The organism is Anaerococcus sp. Marseille-P9784, from assembly GCF_902500265.1.
Taxonomy (GTDB): domain Bacteria; phylum Bacillota; class Clostridia; order Tissierellales; family Peptoniphilaceae; genus Anaerococcus.
The window spans coordinates 101,695-125,877 of sequence record NZ_CABVOZ010000002.1 but is presented as its reverse complement, the minus strand read 5'-3'; the positions used below and the strand labels follow the sequence as shown (position 1 = coordinate 125,877).

The following is a 24,183-nucleotide window of genomic DNA, read 5'->3' as shown; positions in this document are numbered from 1 at the left end:
GTCTTTATCCAATTATCCTCTTAGCAAAGCTTACAAACTCATCACAAGCTGACTTTAGGAATTTTCTTGTATTTTCTACTAATCTCCCGTCTTTGTCAAAAAGTTCATTGATTCTTGCTATATATACCTCAGGTTTGCTCATTGATATAAGATCTACACAAGTAAAAGATTGTTTTAGAGCAAGATTTGATGAAACTGCTCCCATTGAACCTATTGTTGAGCTAAATACTGCTGCAGGTTTTTTTGCCCATAAGTTACCCTCTGGACCTCTTGATGCTATGTCAATAGCATTTTTTAAAACTGGAGCTAGGGATCTGTTGTATTCTGGAGTGATAAAAATAAATCCATCACATTTTTTCACATCTTCTCTCAATCTTTGATATTTATCTAAAGGATCTGCTCCATCAAGATCTTGGTTGTAAAATGGCATATCGCTTAAATCAATTAGATAAGATTCTACATCTAATAGGTCTGCTACTTCTTTTGCGAGTTTTTTATTCCATGAACCTTTCCTCAAAGATCCAACTAATAATCCAATTCTCATAATCCCTCCTAAAATTTAATCTTTATATACATACCCAATCTTTTGTTAAAATTGACTATTTTTTTAAAAACAAGTACTATAAATGTAACAAATTTATCTTTAATAGATTAAATTTAACATTAAGAAAATGAAAATTTTTTTAGATAGGATGATTTTATGGATGTAGAAATTGATAATAAAATTGCAGAATTTCGCAAAGAGCTTGGACTTTCGCAAGCAAAATTGGCAAAAGCTGTGGGACTAAAGAGAAGATCAATTATGGCTTATGAAAATAAAACCATAAGTCCTACTTTAGAAACAGCCTACAAAATTTGCAAAGTTCTGGATAAGGATATAAAAGAAGTTTTTATTTTTAAATAAAGGAGAAGAAATGGGATTATTATTTAACACTAATGAAGAAATTAGCGAGAAAGTTTATAAAGGTTTTAAAGATAAGGAAAACTATTTGGTTGCTTTTAAGCACAATGATTTTAAAACAGGTCTTGGTAAATTGCTAGTCAGTAATTTATGGTACACATTTGACTCAAGTAGAACTTTTATTTTATATTTTTCTTCCAAAGGAATTTACGAGGAAGAAATTAGCAATTCAGTAAATAGAGATTTTTTATTAATGCCTTGGAATGAAATAGAATCTTTTACAATGGATCAGAAAAAATCTAAAGCAATTATTAATTTAATACATATAGGGAAAAAAGTTGCCTACGAGATCCCTTTTGACGGTAAGATTTTTAAGGATAATAAGAATAGTTTGGAAAAATTGATATCTAAAAATTGGAATAAAATTGATGAATAAAATTTTGAGGATTTAGAAAAAGAGAATTTTATGGAAATAAAAGAAAAAATTATAAATTATTTGGAAGAAAAATATCATCCGTTAACGATATTTTTATATGGTTCCTATGCTGAAGGGACAAATGATTCTACTAGTGATTTTGATTGCTTGATAATAGTCGAAGATAAAAATATAAGCCACGACGACAGCCTAGTTGAGAAAGTTAGGTTAGATTGTTTTATCTATGACAAAGATGAAATAGGAAAGCTTGATGTCGATACTTTTTTGCCAATTTACTGGGCGGAGATAGTAAAAGATAAGGGTATTGGCAAAGATTTAAAAGAAAAAGTTAAAAATTATGTAAATCAAAATACTTTTACAGACGAAAATGAGAAAAATTTTCTTATTTCATGGATTAGAAAAACATTAAATAGATTAGAAAAAGGAGATTTGGAAGGAGATTTTAGAGCCATTTCTTTTCTGGCAGAAAGCCTAGAAGATTATTATTTATTAAGAGATATGTATTATTTTGGCAGCAAAAAAGCCATCTCATTTCTGAAAACCAACGATAAAAAAGCCTACGAACTTTTTGCCAAAGCGATTACCAATAGATTAAACAAAGATATCATCCAATGGGGCAAGTACATAATTTTTGATAATTAAGTATAATTTTTTATAGGAAATTATTTTCCAAAATGTAGATTTGTTTTAAAAGAAAAAATAGGCTAGGGTTAACGGTAAAATTAACTAGCTATATAAATTAAATACATATTTTAAAGGTGGATTATATGCAAACTTATATAAAACGTTTTGATCAACTATCAACCCATGAGCTATATCAAATACTTAAACTTAGAGTCGATGTTTTTGTAGTTGAACAAAGTTGTCCATATGAAGAGATCGATAATTTGGATTACGAAGCTATTCATGTTTATTTTAAAGAAGCTGATGAGATTATCGCCTATCTAAGGATTTTGGATAAGGGAGTTGAAAGCGAAGATGTTGCAATTGGAAGAGTGATTTCTGCAAAAAGAAGATGTGGAATTGGAAGCAAACTTTTAAGTGAGGGAATAAAGTCTGCCAAAGAAAATTTTAAAGCAGAAAAAATATATATAGAAGCTCAAAGCTATGCAAGAAAATTTTATGAAAATTTAGGCTTTGAGCAAATTTCTGAGGAATTTTTGCTGGATGATATCCCTCATATAAAAATGGAATTAATAGTAGATTAATTTTTTTGAGCAAATATTAAAAAATATTATTTTAATATTAGAGCTGGGCAAGATATGAAAGAAAGAAAAATCACAGATGAAATAAGTCTTATTCCTTATTTTGAAAATTATGAGCTTACATTAACTTGGTATCAAGATTATGATCTATGCAAACAAGTGGACAATATAGATTATATTTACTACAAAGACAGACTTATCAGAATGTATAATTATTTGAATGACCATGGTCTTTGTTACTATATAGAATATAAAAAAAACTTGATAGGGGACATCAGTCTAACAGATGATAATGAAATAAGCATAGTTATAGCAAAAGATTTTCAAAATTTGGGAATAGGTAAGCTCTGCATTAAAGAAATCATAAAACTTGCAAAAGATTTAAAAAGAGAAGAAATAAAGGCAAATATTTATTCTTTTAACAAGCAAAGTCAAAGAGCATTTACTTCCGTTGGATTTAAGCAAATAGATGAAGAATTGTATGTTTATAAAATTTAAAATATAAAAAAGAATAATAATTTATAAAAAAATTTTACTTGACAAGTGACATGGTGTCACATATAATATTTTCTGTAAATGACACGGTGTCATGAAAGGAGGTTTTATTTGCCAAAAGATACATTTTATAATTTAGAAAAGGAAAAAAAAGATAGGATTACAGAAGTTTTGACAAAAGAATTTTCTGATAAAGCCTTTGCTGATGTAAATATTAAGACAATTGTAGAAAATTTATCCATAGCTAGAGGAAGTTTTTATCAGTATTTTGAAAATCTTTATGATTCGTATTTTTATATTTTAGATAACAAAACATACGATATTCATTTGCTTTTTATGAAAACTTTAAAGAAAAATAATGGCGATATTAGCCTTTGTCTTGATGATTTTGGCTATGAAATTGCCGATATAATCTTTGATGATTCTTGTTACAATTTATACAAAAATAGATTTCTTCATTGGAATGAATATTTAGAAGAAAATCGGATCAAAAATCACCAGGATTACAATAAAGTTTTTGACAAGGCAAAAGAAATGGGTGTTGACCTAGAAAAAGTAAACTTCTTTAGAGCTGTTGTCCATGCGCTTATTCAGAGAAATTTTAGAGAAAAATGGGACAAAGATTTATTTATAGAAAAATACAAAATCCATATAAAATGGATAAAGGAGGGGATTTTTAATGAAGCTAGGTGAAAGTTTTTTTGATATAGGATATTTAATTTTGGTAATAGCTTTTGGAGTAAGGCTATTATTAGAAAAAAACAAAGAAGCAAAATTATTTGGAATAATGGCAATTTTGTTAGGCGCTGGAGATAGTTTCCATCTTTTGCCAAGAGTAATTTCACATTTAAGTCCTGGTGGATTTGAAGCTAATCTTGCGGCTTTATCTTGGGGGAAATTTGTAACAAGCATAACAATGACGATTTTTTACGTCTTATTTTACTATTTTTATAGAAGTCAATCAAAAGATTTAGACAATAAGAAAAAAATCCTAGTTTACGGACTTGCAATAATCAGAATTATTTTAGTTTTAATGCCAGCTAACAATTGGGGAAAAGCCAACGAGTCTTATATTTGGGGCATTTATAGAAATATTCCATTTGCGATTTTGGGTCTTGTTCTAATAATTTGGTCATATAAGGAAAAAGAAAAACCTGGACTTAAAAATATGTGGTGGCTAATCTTATTAAGTTTTGCTTTTTATATTCCAGTAGTCTTATTTGCCGATAAATATCCAGGTCTTGGAGCATTAATGATGCCAAAAACATTGGCATATTTATTTATAGTAATTTTAGGCTTTAAATATTTTGTTAGAGAACATAGTAGTTTCTCAATTTTGGCAAACTCCTTAGTATTTTTAATTATGGGAATAATGGGTGGAGTATTTTCAAGAGAATTTAATAAACTTTATAATTTTACAGAATTTAATTATATAAGAATCGTTCACACTCATAGCTTAACTTTGGGATTTTTCTTAGGATTAATTTTCTATTTGCTAGCTAAAAATTACGACAAAGAAAAAATTAATTCCTTAAAAAAATCCTATCATATTTATATGACAGGACTTGTAATTACAATAATAAGTATGATGCTAGGTGGAATTTACACAGTAGTTTCCCAGGGGGAAAACATAATAAATCCAATGGCAATCTCATTGATTTCGGGAATAGGACACAGCATACTAACAGTTGCTTTAATTTCTAATGTATATAAAATTTATAAATTTGAAAATATTAAAAAAGTCATAATATAAAAAAATGCCGGCAAATTAATTTTGCTGGCATTTACATTTTTATTTCAAAACTATTTCAGGATCATCTTTTGTTAAGATTTTTGTTTCAGTTTGGCAATCTAAATATTTCTCGAAATTTTCTGCAACTGTTTTTAGAGCTTCTTTTTGATCTTCATCTCTATCAGGATCAATTGATTCCATAAAGAAAATGGCATTTTTGGTATCTTTAGTAATCATTGACCTTACACAATCACGCCAATTAAAGCATCTGCAGATTGCACTCTCATCATCAACATAAGCTAATTCTCCAGGTAAGGTTTCTGATGTTTCATCATCACCTAAAGCTTGGAAGCTATCTCCACCATCAGTGATTTTTAAAACCATATTTCCTACGAATTTATCGATATCTTCTGCTCCACCAGGTAGGGCATATGTTAAAGAAACAGAATTATAAATATCTACTAAAGGGTTAATTGATCCAACAGGATTACCTTTATCAACTCTTTTTAATAAAGCTTCTATGGCACATCTAGCACCTTTTTTGGTTTTGAATTTCTTGAAAGCATCTCTCCAAACTTTGATAACTTTATTTTCTGAAAAAACCGGTTCTGTCAAATAATCGTAAGCTTTTTCGTTGGCTTCATCAAGCATTTGTCTAATTTCTTTACTTGAACTTTCGTTATTTTTTATATCATGCATAAGAACTACACCGATTTTTGCATCTGGAAATAATTCAAAAAATGATTGGTCGGCAATAAATTTACTCATAGTATCCTCCTATATTATAGATAATTTAACTTATAGATAATTATATTAAATTGTACAAATAAGTCAAATTTACCATGTTTTAGCGAACTTTATATAAACTTAATCTAATAAAGAGTAGTATAATGGTATAGAAATTTTAGAAAGGAAAGGAATAGTTATGGCTAATAGAGATAATTCAAAAAAGCAAGGACTACCTTCATTTGTCAGTGCCTTGCTAGGTGCTATTGTAGGTGGAATATTAGTTTATGTTCTAACTACTACAATTTCAGTAAAAAGTAATGATCAAAAAGCTTCAAATGAGCCTAGTAAACAAATAGAAGAAGTAGAAAATGCTTCTAAGGCTAATAATAAAAAGATAGAAATAAAAGAAAATGAGTCAATGGAATCAGTTGTAGTAAAAAAATCAATTGATAGCGTAGTAGGAATTACGACAGTTTCAAAAGTAGTACAAAATACTTTTTTTGGACCACAATCTGGCTATGCAGAAGGAGTTGGATCTGGGTCTATTGTAAGTAAAGATGGATATATAGTAACAAATTCCCACGTAGTAAGCGATGGCGATGTCAACGAGATAAATGTATTATTTTCTGATGGTTCGAAAGCGCCTGCCAAACTTGTTTGGAATGATGCAACATTAGATCTTGCCGTTGTTAAAGTTGATAAAGAAAATTTACCAGTAATGGAATTGGGCGATAGTGATGAAGTTGGTGTAGGTGATAGAGTAGTGGCAATTGGAAATCCACTTGGCTTACAGCTACAATCTACAGTTACAAGTGGTATTATTTCAGGCCTAAATAGATCTGTAAGCTTTAATACCGGAGCTCAAATGGATGGATTAATGCAAACAGATGCTGCCATAAATGCAGGAAATTCTGGTGGAGCTTTACTAAATGCTAAAGGAGAACAAATTGCTATAAATACCGCAAAAGCTGGTAATAGCGATGGAATCGGTTTTGCAATTCCTATAAATATTGTAAAGCCAGTAATTGATCAAATAAAACAAAATGGAAAATTTAATTCTGTTTATTTGGGAATTACAGGTCAATCCTTAGACTACTTTTTACAATATCCACAAATAAATCTTGGTGATTTAAAAGATAAAAAAGGTGTTGTCGTTGCAAGTGTATTTGATGATAATGACCTACTTAAAAAGGGAGATTTAATTACAGCTATAGATGGAAACGAAGTTAAAGATATGATTTCACTAAAAAAACAACTGCTTAATTATAAGGTAGGAGATAGTGCAAAAATTACTGTCTATAGAGATGGAAAAACAATGGATATTGATTTTACTTTTACCTTAGATTCTTCAAAAGTAGACCAATATAAACAAGCAAATCCTGATAACAAAATAGAAAATAATGATAAGAAAGAAAGGGGATTAAATCCATTTTTCAACTTACCATAAAAAATTTAAAGGTGTCAAGAGTTTTCCTTGACACCTTTTTTATTTAGTCGTATAATAGCTAGGTCAAGAAAATTTCTTGATGGCTAGTTTTATTCTATAAATTGTTTTATTTTAGAGTTTTAAACAGCAAGGAATTATTAGATGGAAAAAATTGTTAAAGTAGCCCAATTATTCGACATATATGGCTCACTACTAAAGAAACACCAAAAACATGGGTAAAATTGATTAATTTGCCCATGTTTTTTAGTGGAAATAGTTTCAAAATTTTCGAATTTAATTTTATTGATAAATATTTAAAATATTTTACAATATATAAAGTTTAGTGAAAGAATATTTAAAAAAATAAATAAAAGTAGAAAATTTATGAACAAAAATAAGAAAATTATAAGTGCTAGTCTAGCTTTAGCACTTGGGGTAAGGCTAATAATTCCTAATGCAAAAGCAAATGAAGAAAAAACAGTAGAAAAGCTTTAAAAAAGACAGAAAAAACAAGTGAAAATGTAAAAGTATAAGAAAAATTTGATGTAGAAAATGAAAAAATCACTATAAAGAAAGCTCCAGTAAATGAAGGCGAAGAAGAAAAGCCAGATGTCGCCCCAGAAAAGCCAGATGTCGCCCCAGAAAAACCAGACGACAAAACAGAAAAGCCAGAAACTAACGAAGAAAAACCAAAAGACGAAAAGAAAGTAAAACCAAAAGAATATAAAATGAGCATCAACCTTGCCTTTAAGAATTTGGTAGATGCTCATTTTTTAAAAAAATATTAAAGAGTTTGTGAGTTTATTTTCTTTTCTTTTTTAAAGCAAAAAGAGCTGATAGGGAAAGTGCCAAGGAAGTTCCAACAAAGGATAGGCTTTCAACTCCTGTTTTTGGATTGGTTCTTCCTTGAGCCTTTCTTTTATTTTTATCTTCTTGTTTTTTATTTTTTTCGTCCGGAGTATTTTTATTTTTTTCCTTGTCACTAGCATTATTTGATGCATTTGTTTGATCTTTTGGCTTTAATTTTACATTATTTAGGGCATCGGTTAATTTGTTATTTAATGAAAGAATATCATTTATTGTTAGATTTTCGCCTTTAGAGGTTTTTTCTATTTCTTCAATTACCTTATTTAAATCTTTATCATTTATTTTCTTGCTAGTTTTTAATAAATTTTCAAGCGACTCTTTTGCTTTTTGGATAGATTCTTTTTCTTCTTGTAAGCTTAGGGCGTCTTTTTTATTTTTAAGATTATCTTTTGCTAAATCAAGGTCATCTTTTGCCTTGTCTATATCTTTTTGCAATTGTGTTTTTTCATCATCTGCTTTATTAAGTCTAGCTTTGATTTCATCAACTTCTTTTTGTGCTTTTTCAAGCATTTCTTGAGCTATTTGAGCTTCGTTTTTTGCTTTATTATATTTTTCTTTAGCTTCATTTATTTTTTCATCGTCTATTTTTTCTGGCAAATTATTTGTAAGATCTTTTATCAAATCTTCAAGTTCTTTGACCTTTTTGTCAGCTTGATCTTTTTGGATTTTTGTTTTATTCAAATTTTGGCTGGCTGTGTTTAGGTCTTCGTTTGCCTTTGCTATCAAATTTTCATTAGCTTCAGTTTCTTTTTTCTTAGAATCTAGGAGTTTTTTTGCATCTTCTAATTCTTTTTGTGCTTGTTCGTATTGGGTATTAGCTTGGTTGAAAGAATCGGTTAAATTTTTAAGATTTTCTTTATTTTTATCTACTTGTTCAAGCAAATCATTTGCATTTTCTAAAGCTTTTGCATAAGCTTCTGCTTGTTCAACTTCTGCCATAGACTCTAAATAAATATTAGCTTTCTCCTTTAATAGGGGAAGTTTTTCCTTTAATATTGCAAGATTATCTTCAAATTCTTTGGAATATCTTTTTATAAGTTTTTTGGCATCATTTTTGAAAATCTCATCTCTACTTGAATCGTAAGCAATATTTTTTTGCCCTTCCAAAACTTCACTTGCATGTTGTAATTTCATCCAAGCCTTGTGGTATTCATCTTTAATCATTTCGTAATCATGTCTTTTGCCATTTCTTTCTAAATACAAGTCGCCTAATTTATTATTTGCATCATCAGCTTTTTCTTTTAGATTATCCTTGTTTAATTTTTCATCTAAAATTTCTTGTATTACCATATTTTTGGCATTTGCTTGGCTTTTTTCTTTGATATTTTTTTCGAGATCACGGAAATCACCGTTATAATCTTTTATTTTGTCAAGTTCATTTTGAGCCTTGTCATTTAAATTTTTGTAATCTTTAGTAATTTTATCGCAAATTTCATCAATTTCTTTTATTTGATTATTTAATTCATCAATTTCTTTTTGTTTTGCCTTATATCCTTCACTTGTTGGAGAAAGCCAATTAAGATCCTCTTTGGCTTTTAGCAATTTTTGTTTAAGTTCTGACTGTTTATCGCTTATATCAGTATTGTCTTTCTCATAATTTTTAATGGAAGCATAGAGTTTATCCAAATCTTCATTGTGAGAATTTAAAGAATTGCGTGAATCATCAACTTTTGATTTTAAATTATCAAAATTTTGATTTTTTTCTGTCAAATCTTCTTTTTTATTTTCCAAATATTCATCAGAAATTTTTTGCGCTTGGTCTAAATCTTTTTTTGCCTTATCTTTTTTCTCCAAGGCATCGCTTGCTTTTTTCTTTGCTTGATTCTCATAAATATCTTCTTGAGCTTTCTCGTTTTTCTTAGCCTCATCAAGCTTATTATTTGCCAAGTCTAGGGCTTTTTTCTTTTCGTCAGCATTTTTTTGAGCTAAATTTAAATTCTCTTTTGCTTTTTCTTGTTGATTTTTAGCAATATTAAGTTGTTCTTTTGCTTTGGCTAAATTTTTGTCAGCCTCAACTTGTTTATTCTTTTTTTCCTTAAGATTTATATAGTCCTCACTTGCCTCACTTTGTTTTTTGGAAGCAGAAATAAAATCATTATCAGCTTTTTTCTTATTTTCAATGGCTTTATTAAGTTCATTTTGTAAAGATAAAACTTTTTTATCAAGTTCTATTTTTTCATTTTCTTTAGCTTTTAAATTTTCATTTGCAAGATCTAATTCTTTTTGTGCCTTGCTAAGTTCATTTTCAAGATTTTTTTCATTTAAATTATCAGCAATGCCAGTAGAATTTTCTCTATATTCAACCATATTATCATTATTATTAGATGCGTATGAATTATAAACGGGATTAACAACCCCCAAGCCCATAGCCAAAATTAGGGCAGTAGCGTATTTTTTATTCTTTTTCAAAATTTAAACCTCCATAATGTTAAATTTTTTCTATTAAATTATAATTAAATAAATAATGATTATTTGATTTTCATTTAAATAGTAATTTTTTTAAATTTCAAATCATTTAAATAAAAAATTTAAAAAAGCAAATTTAAAATAAAAATTCAAAGGAAATAATCCATAATGATAATCATTATCATAAATAAGATAACAAAAATTTTTTTCTTTGTATATCAAAATATTGTCTTTATTGAAAATAATACTAAAAAATAATTGTACAAATAAATTTGTAAAATTAAATAGGAAATTTTTTATTTTTATTTTTAAAATATTTGTAAATTTTTATAATCAAAAATATTTTCAAATTTCAAATTAATTTTTGCTTGAAATAATTTTATTTAAGATTGAAAATTCAAAAAAAAACAGTCAAGAAAAAGTCTTGACATTAGATTGAATTGCTAGTATACTTTATAGGTCAAGAAAATTTCTTGATGGTTAGTTTTATTCTATAAATTGTTTTATTTTAGAGTTTTAAACAGCAAGGAATTATTAGATGGAAAAAATTGTTAAAGTAGCCCAATTATTCGACATATATGGCTCACTACTAAATGATAAACAAAAAGATGTGATAAATTGCTATTATAACGAAGATTTGTCCTTACAAGAAATTGCCGATAACAACAACAAAAGTAAGCAAGCAATTTCAGAGATGATAACAAGAAGCGTTGATAAACTATTTGAGTTTGAAGATGAGCTTTCTTTGCTAAAAAAGAAAGAGGAGCTCAAAGATGCTCTTATGAGTATAAGAGAGCTGATGGAAAGTTCAAATTATGAACAAGCAATTTTAAAGTTGAATGAACAGATAGAAAATATTTAGGAGTGATATTATGGTGTTTGAAGGTTTAGCAGATAGGCTCCAACAAAGTCTTGGAAAACTTACTGGTAAAGGGAAATTGACAGAAAAAGACATCGATAATGCAATGAGAGAGATAAGACTTTCACTTCTTGAAGCTGATGTTAATTATAAAGTTGTTAAGAATTTTGTAAAAAGAATCAAGGAAAGATCCCTTGGTGAAGATGTTATGAAATCTTTGACACCTGGTCAAATGGTAGTAAAAATCGTAAATGAAGAGCTAACCGATTTGATGGGTAAGGAGAATTCAAAACTTGATCTTAGAGGATCCACTCCTCATGTTGTAATGATGGTGGGACTTCAAGGCTCAGGTAAGACAACACACTCTGGTAAACTCGTTTATAAACTAAAAAAGGAAAATAGAAATCCTATGTTAGCAGCCCTTGATATTTATAGGCCTGCAGCAATCGATCAGCTAAAAGTTGTTGGGAAAAATGCTGGAGTTTTTGTTTTTGAAGAAGGCAAAAAAGATCCAGTAGAAATTGCCAAAAATGCCAAAGATTATGCAAGAATTAACAATTACGATACCGTAATATTAGATACTGCAGGTCGTTTACAAATTGATACTGACCTAATGGATGAGCTAAAGAAAATCAAAGAAGTTAGTAAACCTGATGAGATTTTACTTGTAGTTGATGCCATGACTGGTCAAGAAGCTGTAAATGTAGCCAAAACTTTTGACGAATACCTTGACATCACAGGTGTAATTTTAACCAAGCTTGACGGTGATGCTAGAGGTGGTGCAGCCTTATCAATCAGAGAAGTCGTTGGCAAACCAATAAAATTTGTTGGTGTAGGTGAAAAGCTAGAAGATCTTGAAGCTTTTTATCCAGATAGAATGGCAAATAGAATCCTAGGCATGGGAGATGTCCTATCATTAATCGAAAAAGCTCAAAATCAAATTGATTTAGAAAGTGCCAAAGAGCTTGAAGAGAAGATGAGGAATCAAAGCTTTACCCTAGATGATTTTATGGCACAAATTAATCAAATTAGGAATATGGGACCATTGGAAGATCTCTTAGCAATGATACCTGGAGTTAACAACAAGATGCTTAAAAATATTAACGTCGATGATCGAGCTTTTGTAAAAATCGAAGCATTAATTAACTCAATGACCAAACAAGAACGTGAAAAACCAGAAATTATCGGCAAAAGCAGAAAAGAGCGTATAAGCAAAGGCTCTGGAGTCGATGTCAAAGAACTAAATAAACTATTAAAACAATTTAAAGAACTAAAAAAGATGATGAAGCAAGTGTCAAATATGAAAGGCCAAGCTAAAAGAACAAGAGGATTTAGGATGCCTAAATTCCCATTTTAAAACAATATTAAATTTTAGTAAAAGAAAGGAAGAAAAATGGCAGTAAAAATTAGATTAAAAAGAATGGGTCAAAAGAAAAAACCATTTTACAGAGTTGTAGTAGCAGATTCAAGAAGTCCACGTGATGGAAAATTCATCGAAGAAATTGGATATTACAATCCAGTAAGTCAACCAAAAGTATTCAAAATTGACAACGAAAAAGCAAAACAATGGATAAAAAATGGTGCAAAACCAACATCAATCGTTGAAAAACTTTTCAATGACAACAACGTATTAGCTTAATGATATGAAAGAATTAGTAGAATTAATAGTAAAAGAATTAGTAGATGACAAAGATGCTGTAGAAATCGAAGAAAGTAGAGAAGATGGTCAAGTAAATATACTAATCCATGTAAATGACGCTGACAAGGGCAAAGTAATTGGCGTTCGTGGAAATATCATCAACTCAATAAGGACTATAGCAAGATCTGCAGCTATTAAAGAAAATGTTAAGGTCAATATAAGAATATGAGAATTACAGTAGCTGAAATTGTCGGTACTCACGGAATAAAGGGAAATCTTAAAATCAAAAGTCTTTCAGATAATGAAAAAAGATTTGAAAATGGTTCAAAATTATTTATCGATGATAAAGAATTAACCATTGAATCTTCTTTTGATCAAAAAAATCTTAAAATCATCAAATTTAAAGAATTTGGCGATATAAATGATGTTACAAAATTTGTCGGCAAAGATATTTATATAGATGAAAAAGATTTAGGGGACTTAGAAGAAAATGAGTACTATATTTATAAACTAATTGGTCTAGATGTCTACGACAATGGGCAAAAAGTTGGAGAAGTTCTAGATGTAATAAGTGGTGTTTATCCCAACGATGTTTATATAATAAAAACAGATAAAGACGAAATTTATCTACCTGCAATCAAGGCTACAATAAAAAAAATTGATCTAGAAAATGGATTAATAGAAGTAGAAAACTTTAGCGACTATGAATAAAGTAACTATCCTAAGCTTATTTCCAGAAAGTTTTGAATTCCTAAAAACTTATGGAGTAATAGGCAAGGCCATAGAAAATGGATTATTAGAATTAGAATTTGTAAATATAAGAGATTTTTCAAATGACAAGCACAATCATGTAGACGATACAGTTTATGGTGGAGCGGCAGGAATGCTTATTAAGCCAGATGTATTATACAGGGCTTTAATGTCTGTGAAAAAACCTGGATCAAAAGTAGCATTTATGTCAGCTACAGGATCCTTATTAAATCAGAAATTAGCAATCGAATTTGCAGAAATTAAAGATCTTATAATAATTTGTGGCCACTATGAGGGAATTGATGCTAGAATTACAAACCACTATGTCGACTATGAAATATCCATTGGAGATTATGTATTAACTGGTGGAGAGATACCAGCAATGGTACTGATAGATTCCATGGCAAGATTTATAGACGGAGTAGTAGGAAAAGAAGAATCACTTGTTACTGATTCACATTACAATATACTATTGCAGCAAGATGAATACACAAAACCAAGAGTTTTCAATGGTTATTTCGTACCAAATGAGTTAACTAGTGGAAATCATAAAAAGATAAAACAGTGGAATAGAAAATCTGCAATAGAAAAAACAAAAAGAGTAAGAGCTGACTTATACGAAAAATTCCTAAGAGAGGAGAATAAAAATGGATTTAATTAAAAAAATTGAAAAAGAAAATCTACGAGAAGAAAACTATGACTTTGGCGTAGGTGATACAGTTAGAATATCATACAGAATCAAAGAAGGTGACAAAACAAGACTTCAAGACTTTGAAGGAACAGTAATTAAGATTAAAGAGGGTGGAATCAACAAAGCCTTTACCCTAAGAAGAATTTCTTACGGTGTTGGTGTTGAAAGAACTTTCCTATATCATTCACCAAGAATAGAAAAACTTGTAGTAACAAGACATGGTAAAGTACGTCGTGCTAAACTAAACTACCTAAGAGATCGTCAAGGCAAGGCTACAAAGGTAAAAGAAAAAACAAATTATTAAAAATCGAGCAAGAATATTTCTATTCTTGCTTTTTTTAAATATAAGAAAAGTGGATCATATTTTGAACAAAAAAACACTACTTGACAAATATATTCTTACATTTATTTAAAATATATGAATAAAGTTTCTGATCAGTTTCCTTGCTAATTTCTAGAGCTTTTCGAGCGTATGGTTCATAATCTTTAGATAGATCATATAATATAAGGGACTTAGTATAAAGCATAACTGCAGAAGCTGGGTTATCAGAATTGAGATTAATAGCTTTATTTATATATTCTAAAGCTATTTCACTTTCTTCTAGAATATAGTATGTGTTAGCTATATTATGAAATAAGATAGAATTTAAATCATTATCATCAATATTAGAATCTTCAATAAATTTATAAATTTTTAGTCTTTGCCTAGGATTCTTATCTGTGTAGGCAAAGTTCAATAGTATTCTGTAATCTACTTTGCTATAATTATTATTTTCTAGATTTTCAAAGTCAAAATTACGGTTTATTTTTAAAGCATCCAAGAGAAGCTTTCTTTTGAGAGTAACATCATCTTTTACTTCAATGCTTTTAAAATACAAAATCAATTTCTGAGCTTTATTTTTTATTATTTTCCTATCAGTTCTATTTTTTATATCTTCTAAAGCTTCTATTTCCTTAGATTGACTGCTTCCATGAAATCTGTCTCTGCTATTCAAGGAATTAATTATTTGATCAATACTATTTGAATCTTTAAATAAAATATTGAAATATTGCTCCACTAGATCTATATTTAAGGCGGTAGAAAGTGTTTCCAGCTTATCTAAGTCAATATTAGCCTTAGCATTTTCCATTTCAGAAATAGTTTTTATATTTATATAGGACAGCTCTGATAGTTTTTCTTGAGTAAGTTTTCTAGATTTTCTAATATTTTTCATATAGTTAGCAAAAGAATGATTTACTGATTTCATATTTATCACCTAACAAATTATTATATAATATATACATTCTTTTGTCTATAGAAAGATTGTATATATATTTAAAGTTACTAAGTTGTTATCATTATAACAAAAATGGAGATGTAAATGAATAAAAAACTAATAATAAGAATTATACTAAGTACTATATTGGCACTCAATATTATAGTAACTTTAACAGGAAATGATAGAGAGGACAATACGATTTATTTATGCAATAATAGATATGAAATATAAAGTAGCAAACTTATATTGTTATTTAAAGTTTGGAAAAAAATATGAAGCTATCAAGATATACTAAGATTATAGATATTAACGATGATTGTTATGCTGTGTATAATAATATATACTTTGATATCAAATATGTAGATAGACATTATTTAAAAAGAATAATAAATTATCAAGTTGATCTAGACGAAAAGAATGATTTACTTAATAAATATATTTATGTAAGTGATGACGATATAGACAATTACCTATATAAAATTTTATTAGAAAATTTTGAAAAAAAGAGTAATTTAAAAACACTTTATGTGATTCCATCGGCAACATGTAATATGAAATGTGATTATTGTTTTGTTTACAAAAATAATTACATAAATAATGATGATTATAAGATGGATAGGGAAATGTCAGATATACTTATTGATAGGATATTTGAATATATTAATATAAATTCTGAAGAATTCATATTAATATTTTATGGTGGTGAGCCTTTAACTAATAAAAGAGAATTCTTTTACATAGTAAAAACATTGAGGGAAAAAGGATTCACTTATAAAATATCTATGATTACTAATGGAACTCTTTTAGATCAAAAAACGGTGAAATTTCTTTCTGAAAATAATGTGAGTATTGTGATTTCAGTAGATGGTCCAGTAGGAGTAAATGAGAGAAAACAGCATAGCGGTTCTGTATATAATGGTGTATTAGAAAAAATTCCTTTGTTGAATGAAAATAAAATAGATTATGGATTATCACTTACTATTACAAATAAAGTTCTTAAAAAACAAAAGGAAGTTATCTCTTGGAATATTAGACGAGATGTCAAGAGTATCAATTACAATATGCTACATTTTCGGGATGATAATTATAATTTAGATTATATAAAAAAATATTATAAAGATGTCACTAATTTTATTATTAGTAGCTATATTAACAGTTCAAATATATATGAGGATAGAATTAATAGGAAGTTAGAGTCCTTCTATAATAATAATTTTAACTATGCCGATTGTTCTGCAATGGCTGGGGAACAGCTTACTGTTTCATATAATGGAGATGTATCTATATGTAACTGTGATTTTAACGATAAAAGTAGCTACATTGGGAATATAAAAGAAAATAATTTTGAAAATTTGCTACAAATAGAAAATACAGAATTAAATATTAAAAGAAATAGTCCTATATATAATGGAACCTGTATTGAATGTTATGCTCTACCAATATGTGGTGGGGGATGTTATAAGCAATATAGTGATAGACATATTGATGAAGGTTTTTGTATACATTCAAAATTACTTATGGATTATTTACTGAAAGCAATTATATAGAATTCTAATAAATTTTTATGCCGACCTATAAGAAGAAATAAGGAGCGATTATGACTAGTGAAGTAATATTAAAGAAAAAAAATAAGCAAAAAGAAGATTATAAAAATAAGATGAAAGTTATTAAAGTAACACCAATGAGTAATTGTGCTTGTAATAATTGGCTGACGCAAGGAAAGTTAATTGATATAATTAATCTTAAGAAGGCGGAGTTAATTAATAATTAATAATAATAGGTCGGCATAAAAATTTATATAAGAGGGCGTATGTTAAAAAATATTTCTAAATTAATTGGTTTTAAAGAAAAGATATTACTAATAGTAGCTATTTTTTTAGGTTCATTATCTGAAGTATCAATAGCTTATTCATTTTCACTGCTTACAAATATTTTTTCCGAAAATGGAAATATAGATTCGATTGAACTTTTAAAGATTATTTTATTAATAATAATAGCACTATCTTTTGCAGGTTATAATTATATATATGTTGGTTTAATAAGAGAAGATATATGTGCAGAAATTAGAAAAAAATCATTTGAAAATATAATGTGCTCAAAATCTTCATATATATCTGAAAAACCAAAAGGGTATTTTTATAATGAAATTTTAGCCAAAATAGATATGTGGAAATTTAGGTATTTGGATAGCTGTATAAATATAGCTACAAATGTTTTATCATTGTTATGGGTTATGATTTTAATTTCAACATTTGATATTAAAATAAATATCCTCATATTAGTTTTTATTCTACCATTAGTGATAAACAATATAGTATTTCCTAAAAAAATGTTAAAAACAACTCTTAAAAGTATGGAAGAGAATACAAATTTATTAGAGTTTATGAGAGAATATATAGAATCTATTTTAATCATAAAGAATAATACTTCGTACGAAAGATCTATGGATAAAGTTGACTATGTTATAAATAGAGCTAACAAAGCATCTAAAAAAGATCAATTTTTGGGAAACTTATCTGCTTATTTTGCTAATACAGGAGTAACTATTTCGCAAGTTTCCTCAATAATTATAAGTTTCATTTATTATATGAAGGGTAATATAGATTTTGGAATTTTTATGACATTTATACAGTTATCAGTTTATATACAGCAACCGGTGATTTCCATAATAAATGCTTTCGTAGGAATATCCACGGTTAAAGAAATAAATGAAAATTTATCTAAAGTATTAGAGTTAAATACTGATAATTATAATAGTACTATGGAGATAATCGAAAAAATAAAATTGAAAGATGTAAATTACCAGTACAGCGAGTGCGAAAGGGTGTTTAAAGAAAATTTAAATATAAGCTTTGAAAGTAATAAAAAGTATCTTATAAAAGGTGAAAGCGGAAGCGGCAAGTCGACTCTTATTAAAATTTTAATGAAATATAATGATAATTACATAGGGTCAATAAAATTTAACAACATAGAATTGAAAGATTTAGAGGATAAAGATATCAATAGTCAAATAATATATGTTCCCCAGAATCTATTTATATTTAATCAATCTATCAGAGAAAATATAGATCCTCTATTAGAGCATAGCGATAAAGAAATACTTGAAGCAATAGAAAAGGTGAATCTTTCCTATATACTTGACAATGAAGGACTTGATAGAGTGATAAATCAGGACATAAACTCTATTTCAGGTGGGGAAGCTTCAAGGTTATATATGGCAAAAGTATTATTATCAAATAAAAAAATAGTAATAATAGATGAGATTATGTCAGGATTAGACTATGAAAATTCTATTAAAGTCGAAGATGAAATTTTAAATTTAGAAGGGAAAATGGTTATACATATAGCTCATAATAGTAATGCATTATTCGAGAGTAGATATGATAAAAAAGTAGAATTAAAATGAAGACACTAATAATAGATATTGATGACTTAAATCCGAACAATAGGGAGCAAATGGATTGTGAAATTTTCATTCTAAAAGATAAGTTTAATATAGATAATGTAATAAGAGTATCGGATACAGTTAATGAATATTGTGATAGTTTCAAGAATGATGAAGTTCTTGATGAATTTTTTATTAAATATGTATTGGTTGGTTATGAAATCTATGTTCACATAACGTATAGAAATGTATTAGATGCAATATACTTTTATTTAAACTATAAAACACATAATAAGATAGTATTTTTTGGAAATTACTTAAATTATATTTATCCTAATCTAATTAAAAAATACGATGATTTAGACTATGCAATATTGAACTTTCAGGAAGAATTTGATTGTAAAAAAATCATAAGCCAAGTTAACTCTAGAGAGTTATCTTTAAATACTTTTAATGGATGTCCTTATAAGTGTGAATATTGTAGTTTGAACATTCCTTATATTGATTATAAGAACTATGATGTAAATTATAAAGAAATAAATGAGTGTTTAGGTGCGTCTAATATTGAATCTGTATTTTTTTCTAATGAATTATTTTTTAAAAATGAGAATGATGTGGAGGAATTCATAGAGACGAAAAATAAGTTAAATTATGAGTTCTCATGTAGCCTTAGAGCGGAGCTATTAAATAAAGAAATAATAAACTTATTGAGAAAAGGGAACTGTAAATCTATTTTTCTTGGTATTGAAAGTGGTAGTCCTAGAATTAGAAAATACTATAGAAAGCAAATAAATGCAAAGGAACTTTTACATAATATTGATTACTTGATAAAAAATGAAATAAATATAATTTGTTCATTTATAATATCTGATCCGAGAGAATTAGAATGCGACTTAAATAAAACGATTGAATTAATGTGGGACATAAAAAACATTGAAAAGAATAATAAATATAACGCTTTAATAATTTACGAAATAAATAAAATTCAATTTTTCCCAGGGTCAGAATTAACAAAGAAATATTATAATTCACTTCAATCTGATAATTACACTATTGATACTAAGTATGCTAATAATAATGTATATGATATATTGAAAAATAAATATTTATTAACGAATTACTATAATATAAAAAAGAATATAGATGGTTCTATTGACCGATTAAGAAATTTATTGGAATATTTATTTAATACATATGTATACATAGATAAAAGAATATTAGATGATAAGATAATTATAAAGAATCATTATTTATTAAAATTTTTAGTTAAACTTTCTAAGGAAAATAATGAACAAGTTAAAAAACTATTAGATTTACATGAATCATATGTGTATGGATACGAAGAAGAAAAATATAATATCTTCTCCTCATTGTATTATGATTTAATAGAATAATAAATTCTTGACTACATAGTATTAATTCTAATTCAAGCTCATAATAATGTGTAAAATTAATATTACAATATTTACTATTTCATAATTAGAAGATATTAACCAATCCTCATTGATATCAATGGGGATTGGTTAGTGATATGATTTCTATTAGTTTAGTTTTAGTTGCTAAAAACATTGTACTATTTAAGTTTTCAAATGAGCTTTCTTTCTATACAATTATACGGATTTTATCTTTTATTTTAAATTTATATAGCATCTATATTTTATTCTCATAAAAAGAATAATACATCAGATATTTGATTTTGTTATATTCTATGAGCTATTAAATATGTAATCATATTATAATCTTTTGTCTAATTACTAGTATAGTATTAGTAATAAGGAGAAAATATGGACAAAGTAGATATTAAAAGAATTGATAGCTATAAAGATAGTCGTTTTGACCAAGAGATCCTAGACCAACATGGATGTTTTATTGTTAATGGAAAGTATCCATATCAGGTTAAAATTATATCTAAGGATTCTGCCCTTATAGAAGGTGAGAGGAAGTATATTAAAGAAGTAATTGATGAATTTAGATTTTTTTCTGAGCATATCAGCAAATTCTATGCTAGGGATGGCAGACTTATAGAATCCTTTGAACCGGTTAGTATTTTTGAGCTAGCTATTGATCAAATTCAGCCAAGTCAGTTCTATGTAGATGAAGAAAAATTAAATGCTATTAAAAGCTTTGTCAAAAGTCCAACAGATATTATTATTCCTATAGCTAAGCAAAATGACCTAATTATTTCTCTTGATGGGCATACAAGGCTAAAGCTAGGAACTAAACTTGGATTTGAATTTGTATATGCCTATATATCAGAAGATTTTGAAGGAACTCATTATTTTGTCAAAGAATGTCAGAAAAGGTCAGTATTTTCCCCTAAGGATATGAAAATATTGACTCATGAGGTCTTTGATAATAAATGGAATAAGTTTTGCGATGATTATTTTAATAATTTAAAATAAGATTATGGGACTTCTTAGGTGAAGTCTTTTTTCATTTTATTAAGGCCATTAGAAAATTCTAGATAAAAACAATATCTTATGTATAATATATTAAGTAAATAAGGAGAAAATTATGGCGATGAACATAAATTGGTATCCAGGTCACATGAAAAAGACCAAGGAGGAAATCCAAAACAATCTAAAATTAGTGGATATAATTTTGGAAATAATCGATGCAAGAATCCCTGAATCATCAAGAAATCCAATGCTTGCAGAAATTATTGGCCAAAAACCACGCATTATAATAATGAATAAGTCCGATTTGGCAGATGAAGAAATGAATAAGGCCTGGGTTATTAAATTTAGAAATGAAAATACCAAAGCTTTGTTAATGAATTCTAAAGAAAAAATAAATGTCAATAAAATTTACCAAATAGCTAAGGAAGAATTAAAAGAAAAATTTGACAAAAACAAAGAAAAAAATATAGAAAATAAGATAATTAGAATGATGATAGTTGGTATTCCAAATTCTGGCAAATCAACCTTTATCAATAATATTTCTAAAAGAAAATCCGCAAATGTAGGAAATCGTCCAGGAATTACAAAAACCAAACAATGGATCAAAACTAATGATAATTTAGAATTGCTTGATACACCAGGAGTTTTGTGGCCAAAATTTGACGAAGAAACAGGACTTAATTTATCATACACTCACGCAATTAAAGATGAAATTTTAAATATCGAGGATTTAACCCTAAAATTCTTAGAAAAAATGCAAGAAGACTATCCAAAACTTTTGACTAAAAGATATGGAGTTGATCCAGATAAAAAGGCCTTGGAAATTTACGAAGATATAGCAAGAAAAAGAGGAGCCATTACAAAAGGTGGAGATTTCGACTACACACGAACTGCAAATATCATATTGACAGATTTTAGATCTGGTAAACTTGGAAGAATTACCCTAGAAAGACCATGAAATATTCAGAATACAACGAAGAAATAAAAAAAGAAATTTACCAAAAATACGATTTACTTGCAGGAATTGACGAAGTTGGAAGAGGACCTTTGGCAGGACCAGTTGTAACATGTGCAGTTATTATGAAAAAAGATTCTCATATAGATGGAGTTACTGATTCCAAAAAATTAAAAAGATCAAAAATGCTTGAGCTAAAAGATAAAATAATTGAAGATTCCCTAGCAATTTCTTATGGATTTTCCAATAATCTTTTGATTGATAAAATAAATATCAGACAGGCAACCCTTAGAGCTATGGAAATGGCAGTTAATAATCTTTCAATAAAGCCAGAAATATTATTAATCGATGCCGAAAAAATAAATGTGGACATACCCCAGCTAAACATAGTGAAAGGCGATTTAAACGAATATGCAATTTCCTGTGCATCAATTCTTGCCAAAATTAGAAGAGATGATATTATGTTAAAATTTGCTAAAATTTATCCAGGATATTCTTTTGAAACTAATGTTGGCTATGGGACAAAAAAGCACTATCAAGGAATAGATCAATTGGGACTTTGTCCTATCCATAGGAAAAGTTTTCTAAAAAAGTATTATGCTAAGCAGGAAAGTTTTTTATGAGCGAAAAAAGAAAAATTGGAAATCTGGGAGAAGATTTAGTTGCAGATTTTTTGGAAAACAAAGGATATAAGATACTTACAAGAAATTACAACAAGCCATTTGGAGAAATTGATATTATTGCCATAAAAAATGATATCATATCTTTTGTTGAAGTCAAAGCTCGTAAATCTACCAAATATGGCTACCCAAGAGAAGCGGTAAATTACCACAAGCAACAAAGAATTATTAAGGCAAGCCAAGCTTTTTTGATAGAAAATAATTTAACGGATTTTATAATAACTTTTGATGTTGCTGAAGTTTTTACAGAAAGTAGAGAGATTAATTATATAGAAAATGCATTTTGATCTAAGAGATAATGAAGTAATTTTATATTTAAATTATATAAATTTAGACAATAGAATAATTTTAAAAATCGGTGAAAATTTTCCCTACAAAGATTTATTTGCCAAAGAAAGGCAAGACTTAGATTTTATTAATGACAACAATTACCGAAAGATCTTTAGTCAAAAATCCCTTGATGATTTTAATTTTTATTTAGAAAAAGTTAACAAATTTGCCTATGATTATGTGACAATTTTGGATGAGAATTACCCTTATAATTTGAGATATATTGACGATAGACCTGCAATTTTGTTTTATAAGGGCAAATTGGATAAGGAAAAAGATAAAAATTCTATAGCCTTTGTTGGGGCAAGAAAATGTACTGACTATGGAAAATGGGCTTGTAGGAATTTGGTCCAAGGAGTTGTTTCAAATGGACTTACAAGCGTTTCTGGCCTTGCCTACGGGATAGATGGGATAAGTCATAAGGCGACTTTGGAAATTGCAGGGAGAACTATTGGTGTCATTGGTTGTGGGATTGATAAGATTTATCCAAAACAGAACAGGTTCTTATACCAAGAAATGGAAGAAAAAGGTTTAATTTTATCGGAATTTCCCATAGGAACAGAACCTAGAGCCTTTAATTTTCCAAGAAGAAATAGGATAATTTCAGGAATTTCACTTGCAACTGTTGTCATAGAAGCCAAAGAAAAATCAGGGACAATGATTACAACAAGGTGCGCCCTAGAACAGGGAAAAGAAGTATTTGCAGTTCCAGGAAATATTAATTCTATTTATTCCAAAGGTACCAACAAACTAATCCAAGAAGGTAGCAAACTTATAACATCAAGTGACGATATTTTGGAAGAATTGGATTATCTGATTGACAGAAGTGACGAAAAGAGGATACTTGATTATAGTAAACTTGATAAAGATGAACTACTAATAGTAAAATATATCGAAGAAAATCCTAATAGCACAGCCGATATCATGGCTTCCAACTTAAATATCGGCATTGATGAAATAAATTACCTTCTAACTTCCTTGGAGTTAAGAGATTATATAGAAAATATGGGAAATAATGAATTTACAGTAAGGAGATGAT

The 24,183-nt window shown here is 28.0% G+C and carries 28 protein-coding genes; 24 read left to right on the top strand and 4 right to left on the bottom strand.

The features are described from left to right. Window positions 1-4 precede the first annotated feature (4 nt). Window positions 5-544 (bottom strand): NADPH-dependent FMN reductase, encoded by a 540-nt coding sequence (locus tag GAN53_RS04330; RefSeq protein ID WP_151409759.1) that lies wholly within the window; start codon window positions 542-544, stop codon window positions 5-7. Between the two features lie 156 nt (window positions 545-700). Between GAN53_RS04330 and GAN53_RS04325 the strand changes: the two genes are divergently transcribed. The 7 genes from GAN53_RS04325 to GAN53_RS04295 all read left to right on the top strand — a co-directional run bounded on the left by GAN53_RS04325 (window position 701) and on the right by GAN53_RS04295 (window position 4,790). Then, window positions 701-904: a helix-turn-helix transcriptional regulator gene (locus GAN53_RS04325; protein WP_099320925.1), complete on the top strand. Its 204-nt coding sequence runs from the start codon at window positions 701-703 to the stop codon at window positions 902-904. Between the two features lie 10 nt (window positions 905-914). Continuing rightward, a complete protein-coding gene (locus GAN53_RS04320; RefSeq protein WP_151409758.1) occupies window positions 915-1,337 on the top strand; it encodes a histidine kinase in 423 nt (140 codons plus the stop codon). A gap of 30 nt (window positions 1,338-1,367) precedes the next feature. Continuing rightward, window positions 1,368-1,979 (top strand): nucleotidyltransferase domain-containing protein, encoded by a 612-nt coding sequence (locus GAN53_RS04315; protein ID WP_225791816.1) that lies wholly within the window; start codon window positions 1,368-1,370, stop codon window positions 1,977-1,979. Between the two features lie 125 nt (window positions 1,980-2,104). Continuing rightward, a complete protein-coding gene (locus tag GAN53_RS04310) occupies window positions 2,105-2,545 on the top strand; it encodes a GNAT family N-acetyltransferase (protein ID WP_151409757.1) in 441 nt (146 codons plus the stop codon). A 54-nt stretch (window positions 2,546-2,599) separates the two neighbouring features. Next, a complete protein-coding gene (locus GAN53_RS04305; protein WP_151409756.1) occupies window positions 2,600-3,040 on the top strand; it encodes a GNAT family N-acetyltransferase in 441 nt (146 codons plus the stop codon). A gap of 108 nt (window positions 3,041-3,148) precedes the next feature. Then, entirely contained in the window at window positions 3,149-3,730 is a 582-nt protein-coding gene (locus GAN53_RS04300) for a TetR/AcrR family transcriptional regulator (RefSeq protein ID WP_151409755.1), read from the top strand. Further along, complete coding sequence (locus tag GAN53_RS04295) at window positions 3,717-4,790, top strand: DUF2871 family protein (RefSeq protein ID WP_151409754.1); 1,074 nt, start codon at window positions 3,717-3,719, stop codon at window positions 4,788-4,790. Before GAN53_RS04300 ends, GAN53_RS04295 begins: the two co-directional genes overlap by 14 nt. A gap of 39 nt (window positions 4,791-4,829) precedes the next feature. Here the strand turns inward: GAN53_RS04295 and GAN53_RS04290 are convergent, their stop codons facing one another. Further along, on the bottom strand, window positions 4,830-5,537 hold the full coding sequence (locus GAN53_RS04290) for a B3/4 domain-containing protein (RefSeq protein ID WP_151409753.1): 708 nt from the start codon (window positions 5,535-5,537) through the stop codon (window positions 4,830-4,832). 157 nt (window positions 5,538-5,694) lie between these two features. On the opposite strand from GAN53_RS04290, the gene GAN53_RS04285 reads away from it, so the two are divergent. Next, window positions 5,695-6,945, top strand: a complete 1,251-nt coding sequence (locus GAN53_RS04285) for a S1C family serine protease (RefSeq protein ID WP_151409752.1) — start codon at window positions 5,695-5,697, stop codon at window positions 6,943-6,945. Between the two features lie 780 nt (window positions 6,946-7,725). Here GAN53_RS04285 and GAN53_RS04275 read toward each other — a convergent pair. Beyond that, window positions 7,726-10,200, bottom strand: a complete 2,475-nt coding sequence (locus tag GAN53_RS04275; protein WP_151409751.1) for a hypothetical protein — start codon at window positions 10,198-10,200, stop codon at window positions 7,726-7,728. Window positions 10,201-10,735: 535 nt separating this feature from the next. Here GAN53_RS04275 and ylxM point away from each other — a divergent pair. Genes ylxM through rplS form a run of 7 tightly spaced genes read left to right on the top strand, consistent with a single transcriptional unit; the run spans window position 10,736 to window position 14,440 of the window. Continuing rightward, window positions 10,736-11,059 carry a YlxM family DNA-binding protein gene (gene ylxM / locus GAN53_RS04270; RefSeq protein WP_099320916.1) on the top strand — a complete coding sequence of 108 codons (324 nt, stop codon included), beginning with the start codon at window positions 10,736-10,738 and terminating at the stop codon, window positions 11,057-11,059. A 10-nt stretch (window positions 11,060-11,069) separates the two neighbouring features. Beyond that, window positions 11,070-12,413, top strand: a complete 1,344-nt coding sequence (gene ffh / locus GAN53_RS04265) for a signal recognition particle protein (RefSeq protein WP_151409750.1) — start codon at window positions 11,070-11,072, stop codon at window positions 12,411-12,413. Window positions 12,414-12,449: 36 nt separating this feature from the next. Next, the gene (gene rpsP / locus GAN53_RS04260; RefSeq protein WP_099320914.1) at window positions 12,450-12,695 is read left to right on the top strand and encodes a 30S ribosomal protein S16; all 246 of its coding nucleotides are present in this window, start codon (window positions 12,450-12,452) and stop codon (window positions 12,693-12,695) included. A 4-nt stretch (window positions 12,696-12,699) separates the two neighbouring features. Then, window positions 12,700-12,924, top strand: a complete 225-nt coding sequence (locus tag GAN53_RS04255) for a KH domain-containing protein (RefSeq protein WP_151409749.1) — start codon at window positions 12,700-12,702, stop codon at window positions 12,922-12,924. Then, window positions 12,921-13,406 carry a ribosome maturation factor RimM gene (gene rimM / locus GAN53_RS04250; protein ID WP_151409748.1) on the top strand — a complete coding sequence of 162 codons (486 nt, stop codon included), beginning with the start codon at window positions 12,921-12,923 and terminating at the stop codon, window positions 13,404-13,406. Before GAN53_RS04255 ends, rimM begins: the two co-directional genes overlap by 4 nt. Further along, window positions 13,399-14,106, top strand: a complete 708-nt coding sequence (gene trmD / locus GAN53_RS04245; RefSeq protein ID WP_151409747.1) for a tRNA (guanosine(37)-N1)-methyltransferase TrmD — start codon at window positions 13,399-13,401, stop codon at window positions 14,104-14,106. The genes rimM and trmD overlap by 8 nt, the downstream gene beginning before the upstream one ends. Next, on the top strand, window positions 14,093-14,440 hold the full coding sequence (gene rplS, locus GAN53_RS04240) for a 50S ribosomal protein L19 (protein WP_151409746.1): 348 nt from the start codon (window positions 14,093-14,095) through the stop codon (window positions 14,438-14,440). The genes trmD and rplS overlap by 14 nt, the downstream gene beginning before the upstream one ends. 76 nt (window positions 14,441-14,516) lie before the next feature. Here the strand turns inward: rplS and GAN53_RS04235 are convergent, their stop codons facing one another. Then, entirely contained in the window at window positions 14,517-15,383 is an 867-nt protein-coding gene (locus GAN53_RS04235; RefSeq protein WP_151409745.1) for a helix-turn-helix domain-containing protein, read from the bottom strand. Window positions 15,384-15,667: 284 nt separating this feature from the next. On the opposite strand from GAN53_RS04235, the gene GAN53_RS04230 reads away from it, so the two are divergent. The 9 genes from GAN53_RS04230 to dprA all read left to right on the top strand — a co-directional run bounded on the left by GAN53_RS04230 (window position 15,668) and on the right by dprA (window position 24,182). Then, window positions 15,668-16,942 carry a radical SAM/SPASM domain-containing protein gene (locus GAN53_RS04230; RefSeq protein WP_151409744.1) on the top strand — a complete coding sequence of 425 codons (1,275 nt, stop codon included), beginning with the start codon at window positions 15,668-15,670 and terminating at the stop codon, window positions 16,940-16,942. A 50-nt stretch (window positions 16,943-16,992) separates the two neighbouring features. Further along, complete coding sequence (locus GAN53_RS09730; protein ID WP_192574089.1) at window positions 16,993-17,166, top strand: hypothetical protein; 174 nt, start codon at window positions 16,993-16,995, stop codon at window positions 17,164-17,166. 39 nt (window positions 17,167-17,205) lie between these two features. Further along, window positions 17,206-18,801, top strand: a complete 1,596-nt coding sequence (locus tag GAN53_RS04225) for an ABC transporter ATP-binding protein (protein ID WP_151409743.1) — start codon at window positions 17,206-17,208, stop codon at window positions 18,799-18,801. After that, window positions 18,798-20,174 (top strand): B12-binding domain-containing radical SAM protein, encoded by a 1,377-nt coding sequence (locus GAN53_RS04220; RefSeq protein WP_151409742.1) that lies wholly within the window; start codon window positions 18,798-18,800, stop codon window positions 20,172-20,174. Before GAN53_RS04225 ends, GAN53_RS04220 begins: the two co-directional genes overlap by 4 nt. A gap of 390 nt (window positions 20,175-20,564) precedes the next feature. Further along, a complete protein-coding gene (locus GAN53_RS04215) occupies window positions 20,565-21,182 on the top strand; it encodes a hypothetical protein (protein WP_151409741.1) in 618 nt (205 codons plus the stop codon). Window positions 21,183-21,300: 118 nt separating this feature from the next. Then, window positions 21,301-22,137 carry a ribosome biogenesis GTPase YlqF gene (gene ylqF, locus GAN53_RS04210; RefSeq protein WP_151410255.1) on the top strand — a complete coding sequence of 279 codons (837 nt, stop codon included), beginning with the start codon at window positions 21,301-21,303 and terminating at the stop codon, window positions 22,135-22,137. Beyond that, window positions 22,134-22,757, top strand: a complete 624-nt coding sequence (locus tag GAN53_RS04205) for a ribonuclease HII (RefSeq protein ID WP_151409740.1) — start codon at window positions 22,134-22,136, stop codon at window positions 22,755-22,757. Before ylqF ends, GAN53_RS04205 begins: the two co-directional genes overlap by 4 nt. Beyond that, window positions 22,754-23,101 carry a YraN family protein gene (locus GAN53_RS04200; protein WP_151409739.1) on the top strand — a complete coding sequence of 116 codons (348 nt, stop codon included), beginning with the start codon at window positions 22,754-22,756 and terminating at the stop codon, window positions 23,099-23,101. Before GAN53_RS04205 ends, GAN53_RS04200 begins: the two co-directional genes overlap by 4 nt. Further along, the gene (gene dprA / locus GAN53_RS04195; RefSeq protein WP_151409738.1) at window positions 23,091-24,182 is read left to right on the top strand and encodes a DNA-processing protein DprA; all 1,092 of its coding nucleotides are present in this window, start codon (window positions 23,091-23,093) and stop codon (window positions 24,180-24,182) included. The genes GAN53_RS04200 and dprA overlap by 11 nt, the downstream gene beginning before the upstream one ends. Window position 24,183: the final 1 nt, after the last annotated feature.